At 44.4% G+C, this 16,844-nt stretch carries 16 protein-coding genes; 10 read left to right on the top strand and 6 right to left on the bottom strand.

Annotated features, from left to right (window positions below; translation table 11 throughout):
* A partial coding sequence (locus tag A3761_RS15575; RefSeq protein ID WP_068750453.1) for an NAD(P)/FAD-dependent oxidoreductase occupies positions 1-1,099 on the bottom strand: 1,099 nt, incomplete at its 3' end.
* A gap of 266 nt (positions 1,100-1,365) precedes the next feature.
* Between A3761_RS15575 and A3761_RS15570 the strand changes: the two genes are divergently transcribed.
* The gene (locus A3761_RS15570; protein ID WP_068515554.1) at positions 1,366-2,025 is read left to right on the top strand and encodes a TetR/AcrR family transcriptional regulator; all 660 of its coding nucleotides are present in this window, start codon (positions 1,366-1,368) and stop codon (positions 2,023-2,025) included.
* Positions 2,026-2,199: 174 nt separating this feature from the next.
* Here A3761_RS15570 and A3761_RS15565 read toward each other — a convergent pair whose 3' ends face one another.
* Positions 2,200-2,613 carry a PaaI family thioesterase gene (locus A3761_RS15565; RefSeq protein WP_068515557.1) on the bottom strand — a complete coding sequence of 138 codons (414 nt, stop codon included), beginning with the start codon at positions 2,611-2,613 and terminating at the stop codon, positions 2,200-2,202.
* 108 nt (positions 2,614-2,721) lie between these two features.
* Between A3761_RS15565 and A3761_RS15560 the strand changes: the two genes are divergently transcribed.
* The 4 genes from A3761_RS15560 to A3761_RS15545 are packed head-to-tail and all read left to right on the top strand — an operon-like array spanning position 2,722 to position 5,688.
* Positions 2,722-4,458 carry a proline--tRNA ligase gene (locus A3761_RS15560; protein WP_068515560.1) on the top strand — a complete coding sequence of 579 codons (1,737 nt, stop codon included), beginning with the start codon at positions 2,722-2,724 and terminating at the stop codon, positions 4,456-4,458.
* Positions 4,459-4,476: 18 nt separating this feature from the next.
* The gene (locus A3761_RS15555; RefSeq protein WP_197470029.1) at positions 4,477-5,076 is read left to right on the top strand and encodes a lytic transglycosylase domain-containing protein; all 600 of its coding nucleotides are present in this window, start codon (positions 4,477-4,479) and stop codon (positions 5,074-5,076) included.
* A gap of 32 nt (positions 5,077-5,108) precedes the next feature.
* Positions 5,109-5,327 carry a DUF2835 domain-containing protein gene (locus A3761_RS15550; protein ID WP_068515563.1) on the top strand — a complete coding sequence of 73 codons (219 nt, stop codon included), beginning with the start codon at positions 5,109-5,111 and terminating at the stop codon, positions 5,325-5,327.
* A 22-nt stretch (positions 5,328-5,349) separates the two neighbouring features.
* On the top strand, positions 5,350-5,688 hold the full coding sequence (locus tag A3761_RS15545; RefSeq protein ID WP_068515566.1) for a hypothetical protein: 339 nt from the start codon (positions 5,350-5,352) through the stop codon (positions 5,686-5,688).
* A gap of 14 nt (positions 5,689-5,702) precedes the next feature.
* On the opposite strand, the gene A3761_RS15540 is transcribed toward A3761_RS15545, so the two are convergent.
* The gene (locus A3761_RS15540; RefSeq protein ID WP_068515568.1) at positions 5,703-7,088 is read right to left on the bottom strand and encodes a cbb3-type cytochrome c oxidase subunit I; all 1,386 of its coding nucleotides are present in this window, start codon (positions 7,086-7,088) and stop codon (positions 5,703-5,705) included.
* 647 nt (positions 7,089-7,735) lie between these two features.
* Here A3761_RS15540 and coxB point away from each other — a divergent pair.
* From coxB to A3761_RS15520, 5 genes are all read left to right on the top strand, one after another.
* Positions 7,736-8,857 (top strand): cytochrome c oxidase subunit II, encoded by a 1,122-nt coding sequence (coxB, locus tag A3761_RS15535; protein WP_082865175.1) that lies wholly within the window; start codon positions 7,736-7,738, stop codon positions 8,855-8,857.
* 13 nt (positions 8,858-8,870) lie between these two features.
* Positions 8,871-10,502, top strand: a complete 1,632-nt coding sequence (locus tag A3761_RS15530; protein WP_068515574.1) for a cytochrome c oxidase subunit 1 — start codon at positions 8,871-8,873, stop codon at positions 10,500-10,502.
* A 74-nt stretch (positions 10,503-10,576) separates the two neighbouring features.
* Entirely contained in the window at positions 10,577-10,708 is a 132-nt protein-coding gene (locus A3761_RS28785; RefSeq protein WP_255374912.1) for a hypothetical protein, read from the top strand.
* Between the two features lies 1 nt (position 10,709).
* Positions 10,710-11,345 (top strand): cytochrome c oxidase assembly protein, encoded by a 636-nt coding sequence (locus A3761_RS15525; RefSeq protein WP_068515577.1) that lies wholly within the window; start codon positions 10,710-10,712, stop codon positions 11,343-11,345.
* Positions 11,346-11,384: 39 nt separating this feature from the next.
* On the top strand, positions 11,385-12,263 hold the full coding sequence (locus A3761_RS15520; protein WP_068515580.1) for a cytochrome c oxidase subunit 3: 879 nt from the start codon (positions 11,385-11,387) through the stop codon (positions 12,261-12,263).
* Positions 12,264-12,345: 82 nt separating this feature from the next.
* Here A3761_RS15520 and A3761_RS15515 read toward each other — a convergent pair whose 3' ends face one another.
* The 3 genes from A3761_RS15515 to A3761_RS15505 all read right to left on the bottom strand — a co-directional run.
* Entirely contained in the window at positions 12,346-13,554 is a 1,209-nt protein-coding gene (locus A3761_RS15515; RefSeq protein WP_068515583.1) for a hypothetical protein, read from the bottom strand.
* Between the two features lie 271 nt (positions 13,555-13,825).
* Positions 13,826-15,187: a DUF1329 domain-containing protein gene (locus A3761_RS15510; RefSeq protein WP_068553388.1), complete on the bottom strand. Its 1,362-nt coding sequence runs from the start codon at positions 15,185-15,187 to the stop codon at positions 13,826-13,828.
* Between the two features lie 34 nt (positions 15,188-15,221).
* Positions 15,222-16,844, bottom strand: a 1,623-nt coding sequence (locus tag A3761_RS15505) for a DUF1302 domain-containing protein (RefSeq protein WP_068750451.1), incomplete at its 5' end; no start/stop codon positions are given.

Below are 16,844 nucleotides of genomic sequence, written 5' to 3'. Positions count from 1 at the left end.
TGGGGAAGTCACTCCATGCCTGAGCTAAGGTCTTACCGCCTTTACCCACCACCGGATATGAGATCACGCCATCAGTAGCATCATAACCGGTTGAGTAGACAATCAAATCCAGCTCGTGCTCGACACCGTCCTGAGTCACAATACCCTTCTCGGTGATTTCTTTTATGCCATTATTCTTATCGAATAAGGTGACATTATCTCGACAATAAGCTGGGTAAAGCGTGTCTGATAAAATTACCCGCTTACAGCCTATGGTGAAGTCGGGAGTCACTTTTCGTTGTAAGTCCGGGTCTTTGATCTGTTTGCGAATATGCTTTTCAGCTTTGTTCTTCGCCAAGACCTTCAATGCCAAATCTGAATATTTAAAGCCAATAACACGGAATTCATACCACCAGTAGATCAAGAAACGTAAAGCAAAGTAGGCCCAACTCTTACTAAGCAACTTACGTTGCCAGCCTTTAAATTTATAATCATTTCGAGGCATTACCCAATGAGGGGTACGTTGAAGCACATCAAGGTGTTCAACTTCCGGAGCGATCGCAGGGATTATTTGTGCGGCACTGGCACCACTACCTATCACTGCAACTCGCTTGCCTTTATGGTCATAGTTATGATCCCAGTTATTACTGTGAAAGGACTTACCCTTAAATGTATCTTTTCCAGGAAAATCTGGAATCACTGGTGTACTAAGTGGCCCTGAAGCATTAATAACAAATTGAGCGTGATAAGCATCTTTGCCTTCAATATCAATTTGCCAGCGCTGCTCTGCTTCCTGCCATTCAATCTTCGACACATTGGAGCCTGCCGCAATTTTCTTATCCAAAGCGTGCTTGGAAATGATGTGCTCGGTGTACTCTCTTAGCTCGTCTTGTTCAGCGAACATTTGCGACCAATTGTAAGGCTCTGAAGATATCGAATACAAAGGAGAAGGAACATCGACGGCTGCGCCTGGGTAGGTATTTTGGCTCCAGGTACCACCGACAAATTCGCGCCGCTCCAGAATCAGAAAATCCTGAATGCCACGTTTGATTAGGTTCATGGCTGCCAGCTGTCCGCCGAATCCGCTACCGATAATAATGACTTGGTAATCTTGTTTCATTTAGCACTCCAGTCGCTCACAAGACCTTGCCTTGCTCACTGAATTTTTATGTTTATTGTCTAGCGCTTGCCATCATCATAGTCGAAGATTAACGAGATATAAATTGTGACGACAAGCAACTTCAAAACATCATATATTCTGACTACAGGTGTAGTCAAATATTTTTTGACTGACGGTCACGCTTTACATCCGACTTCAAATCACGGCAGAATAGACGGCTCAACCCGGACTAAAAATCACTTCAATCAGGACGAAATAAAACGCCAATGCCCTCTGCTGAACCTTCTAAAGAAAATAAAAAGACCGAACGGACCTATGGCGGGGTATCTTTAGCTGAGCGGAAAAAACTTAGAAAACAACAATTTTTAGATGCGGGCTTAAGACTATTTGGATGTTGCGGCTTTAGAAATTCAACTGTCAGGAGCTTATGCAAAGAAGCCAAGTTAACTGATCGCTATTTTTACGAATCCTATTCAGGTCTAGAAAATTTATTACTGGCGGTCTATGAAGACTGTATGACCCTGCTCAGTAAAGAAATTGTTCAAGCCATCGTTGTGGGCTATCAAGACTCTGACCCAAAGGCTGCCATTATTGCGGGTTTAGATAAGTACTTTGAAATTCTTGAAGACCCTAATATCGCTCGAATATGCATGGTCGAATTAGAAGGCATTAGCCCAGAAGTTAATACGCTTTACTATCATTACATCAATGGCTTTGCAGAAATTTTAAGAGTAATGGCAAATAAGGCTTTTCCCGATATGACGATTGATCGTGCCCAACAGGACATCATGGCTATATCCTTAGTAGGAGCAATGCGCCAGGCAGCGACAAACTGGTTAGTGAGTGATTATAAAACGGAACGAAAAGAGCTAGTTGCCGCCACCAGTAAGTTATTTTTAGGAATCATTAAGTTGATTGAAGCGTAGCGCTCTCACACAAAAAAGACGGCAACAAAAACCTGCTGGCAGAGCCTGCCCATTGTAATTTTCGAATAAATAATCATTTCCGTAGATAGAGGGTGTCACTCCTCACTGGAACCTGCCCCGCGTTAACCCGCTAGCGAGCCATGGAAGGCTCTGTCTACAAGTTTGTATTATTCATCACACCGGAGGCAAAGAATAGCTGCCGGTCACATGCGCCACAACATCCTCAGCCCCTTCGCTTCGGATCGAAACTTCACAAAATGCTATACGCTTACCCAACTTCAATATCTTTCCTTCTGCGATCAAGTCGCGCTGTTCAGGCCGCTGAAGAAAATTAATATTCAGGTTACTGGTTACCGCCATCGCGACCTCGCCCAGGCTTCCAAGTATCGCAGCATACATCGCCGTATCACCTGCGGTCATCATAACCGGGCCCGATACCGTGCCACCCGGCCGAATACATTTATCTTGAAAAGGAATTCGAATCCGCGCGTAGCCGGGCTTGATCTCCTCGATTTTCAAGTCGATATCCTCAGCCATTGGCACCCACTCTCTTATGCGGGCTTGCACATCTGCGGCCTGTAATGTCATGTTCTACTCCAAGATTGTATTAATTATTTGATTCAGGACTATACGATCAGCACTTAGCTATTTAAAATACGCCATTATATTTTTACACTCAAAGGAAATCATTGCCTCATGCGCGCAAGTCGTTTTTTAATCGCTACTCAAAAAGAAACTCCAGCTGACGCTGAAGTCATCAGCCATCAGCTAATGCTTCGTGCAGGCTTGATTCGTAAACTCGCATCAGGTTTATACAACTGGATGCCCATGGGTTTAAGAGTGCTACGTAAAGTAGAAGCGATTGTTCGTGAGGAAATGGATAAGGCTGGCGGACAAGAACTTTCTATGCCTGTTGTTCAGCCTGCAGAACTTTGGGAAGAGTCTGGTCGCTGGCAGCAATATGGCGGTGAGTTATTGCGTATCAAAGATCGTCACCAACGAGACTTTTGCCTCGGCCCTACGCATGAAGAAGTGATCACCGACCTGGCTCGCAATGAACTGAGCAGCTATAAGCAATTACCGGCAAACTTTTATCAGATCCAGACAAAATTTAGAGACGAGCGCCGCCCGCGCTTTGGTGTGATGCGTGCCCGTGAGTTTTTAATGAAAGATGCCTACTCTTTCCATGCGACTCAGGATTCTCTGGACGAGACCTATGAACTCATGTACGACACCTACACCAATATATTTACGCGTCTTGGTCTAGACTTCCGCGCTGTGCAGGCTGACTCAGGCAGCATCGGCGGCAATGCTTCACATGAATTCCATGTGCTGGCCGATTCAGGTGAAGACGATATCGCTTTCAGCACAGAAAGTAACTATGCAGCCAATATTGAGCTGGCTGAAGCCCTCGCACCTGAAGGTGAGCTAGCAGCACCAAGCAAAGCCATGGAAGAAGTCGCTACGCCTGAACAGAAAACCATTGAAGAGGTCACTTCTTTCTTATCTGTTCCCGCTAGCTCGGTTATCAAAACCTTACTGGTTCTTGGCGAAGAAGATGAAGACGGCAATGCACCCTTGGTAGCGCTGGTATTAAGGGGCGACCACAGTTTGAACGAAATCAAAGCTGAAAAACTTGAAGGCGTCGCCTCTCCCTTAGTGTTCGCAAATGAAGAACAGGTGAAAGCCGCAACGGGAGCGAATATAGGTTCCATTGGCCCGGTCGGACTAAAAGACATCACTGTATTTGTCGATCGCACCGCTGCACTGTGTTCAGACTTCACTTGTGGCGCGAATAAAGATGGCGTTCATTTAACAGACGTCAATTGGCAAAGAGATCTTGAACTAGGTGAAGTCGTTGACCTGCGTAACGTTCTTGAAGGTGATACCAGCCCTGACGGCAAAGGTACACTCGAAATCAAACGCGGTATCGAAGTCGGTCATATCTTTAAGTTGGGCAACAAATACAGTTCCGCAATGAATGCCTCGGTATTAAACGAAAATGGCAAAGCCACCATTATGGAGATGGGCTGTTACGGCATCGGTGTATCGCGTATTGTCGCGGCAGCTATTGAACAAAATAACGATGACAATGGCATTATCTGGCCTGAATCGATAGCGCCTTTCCAAATCGCGCTCATCCCACTCAATGGTCATAAGTCTGAGCCTGTTGCCAATAAGACTGAAGAGATCTATCAGCAGCTTGTTGACCTAGGTGTTGATGTACTCATGGATGACCGAAATGAGCGTCCAGGTTCCAAGTTTGCTGACATTGAGCTGATTGGTATTCCTCACCGAGTTGTTATTAGTGACCGAGGCATCAAGGCTGGCACACTAGAATACAAAGGCAGAAATGACAGCGATAAGCAGGATGTTGCTATCGATGACATCATGGCCTTACTAGCAGATAAGCTTGGCTTCACTATTGCTTAGGGTTTGTCGATGAGAGCGATGACTCCACAAGGTCTTTATCAGCTCTTATTCGTGCTGGTTATTTCTCTGTCTTTCGCGTCTTCAGTTAGCGCTGAACAGGCCAGCTTACGCCAGGCTCCAGATGATGAGCTGCGTAAGCTCCTTATGCAAACGGTCAATGAGTCCAGTAGTTTTGTTGACCGCTTTGATGCTGAAGTTTGGCTGGTCGATATGTCCAGCCGACTTAAGCGCTACATCAAAGACCCAGAGGAACGTTTGTCGCTGTTAAAGCGCGTTCACTCTGAAGCGAAACGAGCGGGCCTGGAACCCGAGTTAGTACTATCAGTGATCCATGTTGAAAGCGCATTTAAGCGCTTTGCTATCTCCAGAGTGGGTGCACAAGGACTCATGCAAGTTATGCCTTTTTGGAAGAATGAGATTGGTCGCCCGGACGACAACCTCACGACCGTTTCAACCAACCTCCGGTATGGCTGTACAATCCTGAAGCATTACCTGAATAAAGAGAAAGGCAACCTGATCAGAGCCCTTGCGCGATACAATGGCAGTTTAGGTAAAACTAAGTACCCTTCAAAGGTCTTACGTTTTTGGCAGGACTACTGGTTCGTAAAACATGTATAAGCCAGCATAAAGAAAGAAATAGAGTTCAAACTATGCAAGAAATTATCGTCGACCTTTCCATTGATAAAGAGGAATGGCTGCGAATCTATAGGGGTGAAGCCAATATCGTCTATGCAATCAGCAGAGATGGCCGATCCATTCAGTTTCCGGCCGCTATCCTGAGTAAATATGTGACACACCACGGCATTGAAGGGAGCTTTGTTATTTCTATCAATGACGCCGGAAAGTTCCAATCTATCATTAAACTTTAGACCCTACTTGAGACAACGCGATATGACACACAACACCACGAAAGCCACGCTACAAACGCATCAGGTCATTTCGCTAAAAGAAGCTGAACTGGTTTCTCACTTGAAGGCCATGTCACTTGAAGAACTTGAGTTTCATGCTCATGAAATTATGAAAGATATGGGTTCTGAGCAATCTCCTCAAGTCATGGCTAAAGTAATGAAGTCTTTGGAGAAACCCAAAGAAGGTTATTCAAAATTTGAAACAGTCCAAAAAACACTTGAAGATGAACTGCCCAACAAAGCTTATCTCAGCGATATCTATGCGCGCCTGGCCGCTATCGTGATGAGCATTATATCTCGTCGCTTCAAAGAGTTTTTGTAAACGGCTATAGGCGGCTAGCTACCAGGTTCAAACTCTGTTCGTCGCCGCCATGCCTTGATAATCACGATCAAAAACAGCAAGCCTCCGATGGTAGAGATCAAACCACCCAAGCCCATCATTCCCATCCCTATAATTTCAGGTAAACGATCTAAACCTTGAGCTGCTCCTGCAGTCTTACGTTGCACACCATAACCACCTGACCACGCGAGACCCAATATATGCATCAACTGGCCACCACCATAAACATAAGGTTGAATTGCCGCTAGGCGAGTATCTGGGGTACCTAAACCCAGCTTAGGCATGAGCAGATAAGCAATACCCATAAAGGAAAGCGTTACTCCGACAATCGAACCATGGTAATGCGCAGGTATAACTACATTCACACCTTCGATCAAAAAGCCAATGATGCCGCCTGCCGAAAACAAAATAAACGAAGCTATCATTGCTGACTTTAATGGCTTTGAAGATGCCTCAATCCTGCCTCGTTTAATCAACAGAAACAGTTGATAAACTGCGATAATGCCAAGCGGCATACTTGCCAAGCCACCGTATTGCATTAATTTAGTAAAACCTAAACGATGCCCTAGCGAATCAATTTCGCTTGAAGCATACAGCCAAGGCACCATAAGTACAGGCAATATAACCAATGCTGACAAAGCCAAAAGTAGCCCAGGCTTATAGCTAAAACGAGCACCACATGCACTTGCAAGCCATAACCAGGCAACAAGTAAAAGCAAGGTATGCGTGAACTGTAAAGTGTGCCCACCACCCCAGAACAGTAATTCGAAATAATATTCACCACTATATTCAACTGATATGCCCAGATAACTAGCCACTAACGCAATAATACTTAATAGAGCAGGAATAGCGGCTAAATACGATGCCCAGCTCAGTACCGACTCACCACTATTAAAGCCTTGAGGTATAGTCAATAAGCGAGCTACTAATAACAGCAGAATGCCAAAACCAAAAACACATAAAGCCAGGTAGAATGCTGGGTGTTGAAGCACAGGAACATAGTTATTCATCAAAGGCTCCCCTACTCCAAAAAATGGACAAGCGACCATAATCAAGGCACCAAGCGCAGCAAAGTTCCACGCCCACTGGTCCAACAAGCCACCACTAGCCGGGTTGCTGCTAGTCCAGAAAACTCCCGCCATTGATAGAAACCAAATCAATACAGAAAGGTCAACGTGCACAACCAGTGCAACATGGAAAAAGTCCACCCAGGGAATAAAGTCTTGTACGCCTGGCGTTCGAGACAAAACAAGCAGCAAAGAAAATACCCCTGCGCCTAGCAAAGAAGCGACAGCCAGCCCGAGCCATTTTTTAACAATCGTTTTCTGAGCGGCAGCAACTAGAGAAAGTTGCATTACCATAGAAGTGTTTAATGCCGTCATAATCCCTCATTATTATATTTATTGTGTCGCTCAGGATCCTATCAAATAATTGGGGTCAGTGTAAAAAAGGCCGTTATCACACCGAATCCAGTTATTTAATGGCATAAGTCGCATTTTATTCACTGTTCAAAGATTAGGCTTGCATCTCTCACTAAGAACAGTAAATAATGTGCAGCCATGGAGACTAAATAATTAGTACAAAATAAAAGTTTCCTACTATGCTTAAACAAGCATAAAAGTGTTACACGACTTAGAAAGAATCACTAACAAATATAATAAAGGGGATGAAACGTAAGCCGTGCTTCTTATAGAGCTGCTTCTGACTAAGCAGATTGCTATAAACCCTGCTTCTCGATTTCATCATTAAAACAAACCATAGCCAAATTCTGGAATAACCTTATTGGTTTCAGATACTTTAAGTAACTAGGTTATCGTTTTATTTTTTAAGTAGTAGCAATGTTGTCGGCCTCTAAAAATGTTCCGCATTACATAAATAGAACAGGCCAGATTGAAAATAATAACTAGATATTTTTGACATCTTGATTTGCCACACAACGGTTAAAGACGTGATTATGCCCCTTAACGAATAAAGTTCGGCAAATTCACTTCGACTCAGAATCTGGTATGCCTTTGATGAGGATCAACGGATGCCAAATCGTTTACGCAAGCTCAGCATGCTTATTGCCATGCCAAGTCTTTTGCTTGCCTCCAGGAATGTATTTTCTGAATACGCTCTTAACCTTCCTGAGCCAGTCTCTCCTGTAACACGGGAAGTATTTGACCTCCATATGATGACGGCCTACATCGCACTGATCATTATGATCCTCGTCACCGTCGTCATCTTTTACTCCATATTCAAATTCAGAAAGTCGAAAAATTACGAAGCCGACCAAGAATTTCATAACAGCAAGTTTGGCACATGGTCCTGGATTCTGGTGCCGATTATTGTACTCGCTATTGATTTAAGTATTGCTGGCAGCGCAAGCTCTACCTTTGACTTAATTGAAGATAAGACCCCAGCAGACCTGACAATTAAAGTGACAGGTTCCCAATGGAAGTGGACATACGAGTACATGGAAGACGATATTAAGATCGTCAGTAACCTACTGCCTGAGGAACAAGCTGGTGATCGCTATTTAAGAATGGTGGATAACCCTCTCTACCTACCTACTGACCGACGAATTCGTTTCCTTCATACCGCAACCGATGTTCTTCACGCTTGGTGGGTTCCGGCAATTGCGGTTAAGAAAGACTCCATTCCCGGCTATATCAACGAAACCTGGACTATTATCGAGAAGGCTGGCACGTATCACGGCCAATGTGCCGAAAACTGTGGTACGGGGCACGCTTTCATGCCCATTCAAGTTGAAGCGATTGCCGGTAGCGAGTTTGATTCATGGATGACAAAGCAAAAGGAAATCAAGATAGCGAAAGAGAAGGAAGCTTCTTCAGACACTGTCTGGCCAATGCAAGAATTAATGGCTCGGGGCGAGTCCCTCTACAACACCAACTGCGGAGCCTGCCACCAAGTCGATGGCTCTGGTGTTCCCCCCGCATTTCCAGCGCTGGCTGGTAGCGAAATTGCCAAAGGCGACCCCGCTAAACATCTTGAAGTCGTAATCAAGGGTGTATCGGGTACAGCCATGGCTGCTTGGGGCGCTCAGTTGAATGACCTGGAAGTGGCAGCAATCGTAACCTACGAAAGAAATGCCTGGGGTAATAACACAGGTGATGTTGTGCAACCAGCTGATGTCAAAGCGGCGCGCTAGGAGGAGATAATCAATGAGTTCTACTATTACAATTGATGAACAAAATCAGGACGTTTCAAGCGCCGATCATGATCACCACAATGAGCCACCGAAGGGTATAGGCCGCTGGTTATTCAGCACTAACCATAAAGATATTGGTACCATGTACCTGGTGTTTTCTCTCATTATGTTATTTTTGGGTGGTGGTATGGCAATGCTCATTAGAGCAGAGTTGTACTTTCCTGGCTTGCAGTTTTTGGAGCCTGACCTTTTCAATAACATGGTCACTACACATGCCTTGATTATGGTCTTTGGTGTTGTCATGCCTGCCGCAGCTGGTATGGCGAATTGGATGATCCCACTTCAAATCGGTGCGCCAGATATGGCATTGCCACGCTTAAATAACTTGAGTTTCTGGCTATTACCCGCCGGGGCTGCCCTGCTTATTTTGTCAGTCATCGTACCGTTTTTCGGTGGCGGCGCCCCCGTCAATACAGGCTGGACCTTGTACCCTCCCTTATCTGTTCAAGCGGGAATGGGGATGGATCTGCTGATCTTTACTCTTCATGTATTAGGCATATCATCGATACTCGCTGCCATCAATATCGTTACAACGGTATTGAATATGCGCGCTCCCGGCCTTGATATGATGAAACTACCCTTGTTTGTCTGGGCATGGCTATTTACAGCAATTCTATTGATTATGATCATGCCAGCACTTGCTGGCGGCGTAACCATGCTTTTGTTTGACCGTCACTTCGGTACCAGTTTCTTCGACGCTGCTGGCGGCGGCGACCCTGTGTTATTCCAGCATTTATTCTGGTTCTTTGGTCACCCGGAAGTATATGTACTATTACTACCTTCTATCGGAGTTTTAGGTGTTATTGTTCCAACATTCTGCCGTAAGCCTTTGTTTGGCTACCGCCCATTAGTTTGGTTTATGGGTATTCTGCTGGTCTTGGGTATGGTCGTATGGGCTCACCATCAATACACCATTGGCATGTCTGTCCTCGCGACCAACTACTTTATGATTGGTACAATTTTAATCTCGATCCCCGTTGGCCTAATGCTGTTCAACTTTATCTTAACGATGTGGCGTGGCTCTATTACCTTTGAAACACCCATGCTCTTCGCCATTGCCATCATTGTGATGTTCTCATTTGCAGGAACTACAGGTGTCATGCTGGCGGTTGTACCTGCAGATTTGCAATACCATGACACCTACTTTGTGGTCGCACATTTTCACTACGCATTAATACCCGGCGCACTATTCGGGCTCTACGCAGGTGTATTCTATTGGCTGCCAAAGTGGACTGGCCATATGTATAACGAAACGCTGGGTAAAATCTTTTTCTGGTGGACAACCATCGGCTTTAACCTGACGTTCTTCCCTCAACACTTTTCGGGCTTAGCGGGTATGCCACGCCGTATCGTTGATTACAGCGTGCAGTTTATTGAGTTTAACCAGATATCGAGCATTGGTGCCTTTATCTTCGGCCTATCTCACCTACTCTTTGTCTACATCATTATTCAAACTATACGTGGTGGCGAGAAAGCTCCAGCTCAGCCTTGGGAAGGTTCTCAGATCGGTACACCTGGCCTGGAGTGGACGCTACCCTCTCCTCCACCATTCCATAGCTTTGAAACACCTCCTACGGTCAAATAAAACCAGAATCTGGCCTTGGGTGCTTTAACAAAGAGCCCAAGGCTAGATACTTAACAACAAAAAGAGTTTTGATTATGAACCAACAAAGCGAACAAGCATTAAAGAAGTCAAATATTCGCACCGCGCTAATTCTTGGAGGCATTGCGATATCAAGCTTATGCATTGCCGCCTATGGCGTCAGCCAAACTTTAGCCGTGGGTGCATAACATGAGTGAAGTACCAGTAAAACAAAACAAGAAAACCGCACTAAAGCTCGCAATGTTAACAGTGCTTATGTTTGGCTTTGCCTTTGCGATGGTGCCGTTATACAAACTCGTATGCGATGTCGCCGGTATCAATAGCATCGATAGTAACAGTGGGCGCTCTGAGATTTCTGAACTAAGTAGCGAAGAACTTAGTCAGTCTTTAAGAACCGTAACGGTTCAATTCGACTCGACTATAAATGGCAATATGGCATGGGAATTCAAACCTGAAGCGAAAACCATGAAGGTGAAGCTTGGCGAACGAGTCAGTACCAGCTATTTCTTTAAGAACAACAGTTCGCAGCCAGTTGAAACCCAGTCAATACCTGGGGTTACACCATGGCAAGCAAACCAACATTTAAAGAAAATGGAATGTTTCTGCTTTGAGACTCAAACCCTTCAAGCAGGCGAATCAAAAGACATGGGTTTACAGTTTGTTCTCGACCCGAATCTACCTGAAGACATTCAAACGGTAACTTTATCTTATACCATTATGAACACAAACAGAGACGACTCACTGAAAACTAATAAAGACGCATTACCCTCTGTCAGCGACTCAAAGAAGACTTTGAATAAAGCTGGCGACAAGCAAACTATTTGAATAGCTAATGGTACAAACAATTAAAATAAAGAGGACATTATGAGCACAGCAGGTTCTGACAGTTATTACGTCCCCCACGGCAGCCAATGGCCCATTATTGCTGTAATGGGAATATTTTTTACAGTACTCGGTGTCGCATTTTGGGTTAATGACGTCGATGCGGGTACATATATGATTTGGACGGGGCTAGCTATTGTTGCCTATCTCTTCTATGGCTGGTTTAGTGACGTGATTGACGAAAGCATGGGTGGTAAATACAGCCCTCAGGTAGATATTTCCTTTAGACAAGGAATGATATGGTTTATCACCTCAGAAGTATTTTTCTTTGTAGCACTTTTTGGCTCCTTATTTTACCTTCGAGAAATCTCACTCCCCTGGCTCAGCGGTGAAGGTCACCTTGGCTCGTCTAACCTTCTATGGGAAGGTTTTAAGGCGTCCTGGCCCTTACTTACAACTCCTGATGGAGGAGAGTCTTACATCCAAACCAAAGAGGCTATGGGCGCTGGTGGCATCCCGCTATATAATACAGTCATATTACTTTCCAGCGGAGTAACACTTACCTGGGCACATCATGCTTTAAAGCATAATAAGAAAAACCAGCTTATCATCGGTTTAGCAGCAACAATTTTATTGGGTTTGATTTTCTTTGGTTTCCAGGCATACGAATATAGCCATGCCTACAATGCTTTAGACCTGACACTTAATTCAGGTATCTACGGGTCGACCTTCTACATGTTAACCGGTTTTCATGGCATGCACGTGACGATTGGTACTATCATGCTAATTGCTATTCTAGTAAGAAGCTTGAAGGGGCACTTCAGCTCAGATAAGCACTTCGCATTTGAAGCCGTTGCATGGTACTGGCACTTCGTTGATGTCGTCTGGTTAGGCCTTTACTTCTTTGTTTATTGGTTATAAGCCTATCAAGACATAAAAATGCCAGCTTAGTTGCTGGCTTTTTTATGTCTTGAATAAATAGATGCTCAGTTTTTCTAGCCAGCTAGGGCGTTGTCCCTGACTTTAAGGGCCGAACATTTCCAGCCTTATTCCCCTCTTCACACAAAGCCTTCCCCACTTCGATCCCCGCGACCTCCTCTGGTGCGCACATTTTAAGAATGGCAGACAGGTCATCATCCATATGAGAGAAGTGCTCGAAGATATCGTAGACATTGTTTTTTCCTGTTTCCAAGCGCTCCAAGAGAATCTTTTCCTGTTCATCAGTGAGCAACAAGGTTTGCATCGATTGCTCGAAGGAGTCAGCCAGCTGATTGACAACACCAGCAATCTGGACTGTCATATCACGATATTGAGAGCCTAGGTTCTCTATACCACTCTCCATACGCCGTATCAGCGTTTCTTGAGATTGATGCTCTAGATAAATATCGGCCTGCATATCCAAAGCCTCTATTTTTGCATCGGTTCCTTGTAGAAGCGCAAAAATATTATCTTTAATCTGACCATACTTCTCGGGATCATCAAGTGGCATATTTTTAATGAGAATCGACACACGGTTGTAATTGATCACAGTACGGTTGCCAAAATCATAAAAGCGACCGGCATCTTTCAACTCACTTAACAAGCGAGACTCCATTGTTCGTTCCATGCCGTTTGCTTCCATGTTTTTAACCTTGTATTTACCTCGCATTTGCAGGCTACAACTAATCCCATAGTGATTAAGGCTTTGGAACAATAACTGACCTAGCTGATCAAAGTTCTGACATTGATAGCTGTCCAGTAAAAACTGGATATTGGCACCCAGATCTCCGGTGCTAGCCATAGCCGCCATTGCAACATCTGAAGCGGCTCTAAGTTGGTCTTTAAGCTGTTTGTTAGCAATCGCATTGAAAATTGTGCTCTGAATACGTGTCACCATGTCATCATGACTAAGCTCTGTGGACATACAATCATCAGCACCTAGCTCACACGCTAGAAGTCGCTGATCAAGCTCCATATTGCGGCTAAGCACAATAACCGACATAGACTCAAGTTCTAGTGGGCATTCGCTCTTAATTTTGTCTAAAAAAGCTAAATGGGAGTTATTGCCGGGCATATCATCTATCAAAAGCAATTGATTATCGCTATATGCAGCGTGTGTCAATAAGCTTTCATAGGTCTGGCAATGCGTTAACTTGAAGTCTAACTGAAGGGAACGAATTGAATCACTGATAGTTGATGTATTGTATACAATGACGCCATACTTTTTTGACACGGTTGTCTCCTATATCCGAGGCACTAGTTACCTAAAAAATACAACTTACTGCTCCAATTCACGCCTTACGTCAAATCCCTTTCGGCGCACCTTGAAACAGGTAGATACAGCTCAACTCATTTAAGTTTAATAAGTATTTAGGTTTTATGGGTAATCTTCTTTCATAAATATAGGAAGCTTTTTCAGGTTTTACAAAGAAAAGCTTCAGAATTCTGACAAAAAAAAACCGACTACTTAGTAGTCGGTTTTGAATCAATCAATTAGCTAAACTTTAACGCTTACCTGAACGACGCAATGCCGCAGGCGTGAAGTCCTTACTCTTAAAGCTCTTTGAGTAGTCATAGCGAATAGGAATCTCATTAGCTAAACCACCTACAATATATCGACCAGACAACAAGTCGTGCAACGATTCTGCTGTTGTAATATGAGCTTTCACATCATAAAAGAACTTGTTATGAGCCTCACCAAAACGCCATAGCTCTCCACGACCATCATAATGATCTGCAACTAGGATTGCCCAAGAGTCCTCATCAATATAGAAAGTACGCTTTGAATATACATGACGCTGCCCTGCTTTAAGGGTACCGGTAACTTTCCACACCCGGTGCAGCTCGTATCGCATCACTTCTTGATCTAGGTGACCTGCTTTGATGATATCGTCATACTTGATACTCTTATCATCCATCGCATAGGAATTATAAGGAACGTATAGCTCCTGCTTTCCTTCTAGAGCCCAGTCATATCGATCCATCGCGCCATTGTACATATCGAAGTTATCGGTAGTACGCAAACCATCCGCCGCGGTTCCTGGTCCATCATATGCAACCTGAGGAGCTCGACGAACACGTCGCTGACCAGCGTTATATACCCACGCTCTACGTGGTTCTTTAACTTGGTCAATTGTTTCGTGGATAAGTAGAACGTTACCCGCCAAACGAGCCGGTGAAGCTACGCGCTGCTTAAAATACCAAAAGACGTTTTTATCTCCATTCTTTGCAGCATCCGTCAATTCCAATCGCTCAGAATAATGTTCTACGAAACGAATTGGTGAGAAGTCTCCTGATTCAGTAGGTGTAACCTGTACGTAGTCACGAACAAAGCTTCCCCCTCTTGAACGCATAATATGGTTCCAAACAACTTCTTTAGCATTCTTTGGAATTGGGAAAGGAATTGCACCTTTATAGCCTTGCACGCCATTCCCGTCATCAACCATTTCAGCATTAGTCGCATTATGCTTGAAATACTCACCGAATTTATCAATATAACCAACTGAACGATGAGTAGGATACACCTTCATTTTATAAGTAGAGTATCGCTCCAGGGTCTTCTTCTGACCATCAGACAACTTATCTGCATACTGAGCCATATTGTCTTTAGTAATCGTGAACAAGACCTGATCCGAAGCAAAAGGATCCGGATAAGGTTCACCCACCTTATAATCAGCAGGTGCTTCTACACCACCCGTCCACTCAGGAATTGTTCCATCTGCATTCCCTGCTTTTTCTGCACCAATTGGCGTTAATTCATTCCCTAATTTCGCCGCTTCTTCTGGTGATACTTTTGCCATGACATTTGCCGCACTAAAGCTTGCAGCAACAACACCAATGGCACACAAAGTTTTTATCATTTTCATTTAGACTACCTCGTTAAACCAAGCCAATGGGTTATTAGAATGAGTACGAAACACTAAGCGCAAGACTATCTCGGTCGGAGATTGTGTTATGAACCCCTCCACCGAAGTAATTGGTATACGCCAAGGTTGCACTGTACTGGTTTAAGTAATCTGCTCTGACTGACAAGCCAAGAGATTTACGCCCCTCGATAAAGTTAGCACCAGGACCTGGCGCATAACCTTTCACATCATGACTCCAAGCGACCTGTGGCGTCATATTCACACCGGCAAAAACATCGTTATATTGTAATGAGGTTCTCATACGGTAACCCCAAGAGAAGCCAGTAACATAACCCTCATCATCGCATGGACCTGTATAGGTTGGGTTTGAGCTGGCCAGAACGCCTTGACAAGTTAGCTCACCCACGAGATCGTCAGTCAGTTGACCATAACCTAACTGATCAGTCCGACCATAGCGGATTTCATCAGTATCAGGTAAGTTATGAACATATGTAGCACCCACCTCACCAACAAAGGCTAGACGGCTCGCACCCCAAATTTGATCAACAAACTTAATGGCGGTCATCTGAATCTGCGATACATCATAAGCGTCATAACCCGCTTGGACACTTCCATATAAAGGCGCTAATTCATCCGAAGTTATCGTTCCATCGCCGTTACTGTCAGTTGCTCTACTAGTAACGATAGGCGATACAACGTTACCTCTCGTTGCAAGCACTAAGTCTGGAGAGTTGAACTGCAAAGGCATATCATGCTTGAAGCTATACTCACCACCTAATGAAATACCACCAGGCCCAGTCGTGTTAAAGCTGAGACCTACCATTTGAATCTGTTCAGGGTACTGAATTTGATACTCAGCAGTCGAAAACTGTTCATCACTATCTATCGCACCGTCGCTATCAACGTCGGTACCGACTCTACCACCAACAATTGGTAAGCGACTATGGTATTGCAAGAAGTAGAAACCAAACTCTGTTTCATTCAAATCTGCAGCAAACCAGCGTAAAGCAATACCAAACTGATCAGTATCATCGGGCTTGTCATCATACATTCTCTGCAAGCCGGTTTGTCCACCCTGGTTCCACTCTTCAGTCATGAAGTTAGCACCCCAAACAGGGCCGCAACCATCGGCTACATAATCATTTGTAGAGAAGTAGGTTCCGCAATCATCAATTCGCGAAGGCTCATACTCTAGCTGAATAAACGCTTCAATCGTAATATCATCCGTTAAGCCCAGTGAACCGTATAGCATGTTCACTGGAATCAGCGCTTCTTTAATTTCTGCTCCCGGTGCTCGAATAGCACCAATATCTACTGGGTTAATAACGTTAATACCGTTAAAGATAAAGGTACTTTCACCCCAGCTGACTACCTGCTTACCTAAACGAAGGTTAAGAGGTGTATCGCCAAACCAGAAATCTTTCCAGATATACGCATCCATGATTTCTCCGCCAGACGCGTTCGCTTGACCATTCTTACTTAATTGACGTTGATAACCATTGGCATCCGTAGCTCTGTCGCCATCTTTTAGCTCAAAGTCATACCAATACTTTGCACGAGCAAATACACCCCAGTCTTCATAAGTGGCTAAAAAGTCACTGGTACCCTTGACGATCTGCGAATAGGCATCACCCTTATCGAAATTAAGGTTACCGTC

Source organism: Oleiphilus sp. HI0123 (genome assembly GCF_001635315.1).
This window is presented reverse-complemented; position numbering and strand designations above follow the sequence as displayed.

What these genes read in the sequence shown, in the direction of transcription:
- A3761_RS15520 (WP_068515580.1), top strand. Translation starts at nt 11,385, where the DNA reads ATGAGCACAGCAGGTTCTGACAGTTATTACGTCCCCCACGGCAGCCAA.
- A3761_RS15525 (WP_068515577.1), top strand. Translation starts at nt 10,710, where the DNA reads ATGAGTGAAGTACCAGTAAAACAAAACAAGAAAACCGCACTAAAGCTC.
- A3761_RS15565 (WP_068515557.1), bottom strand. Translation starts at nt 2,613, where the DNA reads ATGACATTACAGGCCGCAGATGTGCAAGCCCGCATAAGAGAGTGGGTG.
- A3761_RS15545 (WP_068515566.1), top strand. Translation starts at nt 5,350, where the DNA reads ATGACACACAACACCACGAAAGCCACGCTACAAACGCATCAGGTCATT.
- A3761_RS15530 (WP_068515574.1), top strand. Translation starts at nt 8,871, where the DNA reads ATGAGTTCTACTATTACAATTGATGAACAAAATCAGGACGTTTCAAGC.
- A3761_RS15570 (WP_068515554.1), top strand. Translation starts at nt 1,366, where the DNA reads ATGCCCTCTGCTGAACCTTCTAAAGAAAATAAAAAGACCGAACGGACC.
- A3761_RS15560 (WP_068515560.1), top strand. Translation starts at nt 2,722, where the DNA reads ATGCGCGCAAGTCGTTTTTTAATCGCTACTCAAAAAGAAACTCCAGCT.
- A3761_RS28785 (WP_255374912.1), top strand. Translation starts at nt 10,577, where the DNA reads ATGAACCAACAAAGCGAACAAGCATTAAAGAAGTCAAATATTCGCACC.
- coxB (WP_082865175.1), top strand. Translation starts at nt 7,736, where the DNA reads ATGCCAAATCGTTTACGCAAGCTCAGCATGCTTATTGCCATGCCAAGT.
- A3761_RS15555 (WP_197470029.1), top strand. Translation starts at nt 4,477, where the DNA reads ATGACTCCACAAGGTCTTTATCAGCTCTTATTCGTGCTGGTTATTTCT.
- A3761_RS15510 (WP_068553388.1), bottom strand. Translation starts at nt 15,187, where the DNA reads ATGAAAATGATAAAAACTTTGTGTGCCATTGGTGTTGTTGCTGCAAGC.
- A3761_RS15550 (WP_068515563.1), top strand. Translation starts at nt 5,109, where the DNA reads ATGCAAGAAATTATCGTCGACCTTTCCATTGATAAAGAGGAATGGCTG.
- A3761_RS15540 (WP_068515568.1), bottom strand. Translation starts at nt 7,088, where the DNA reads ATGACGGCATTAAACACTTCTATGGTAATGCAACTTTCTCTAGTTGCT.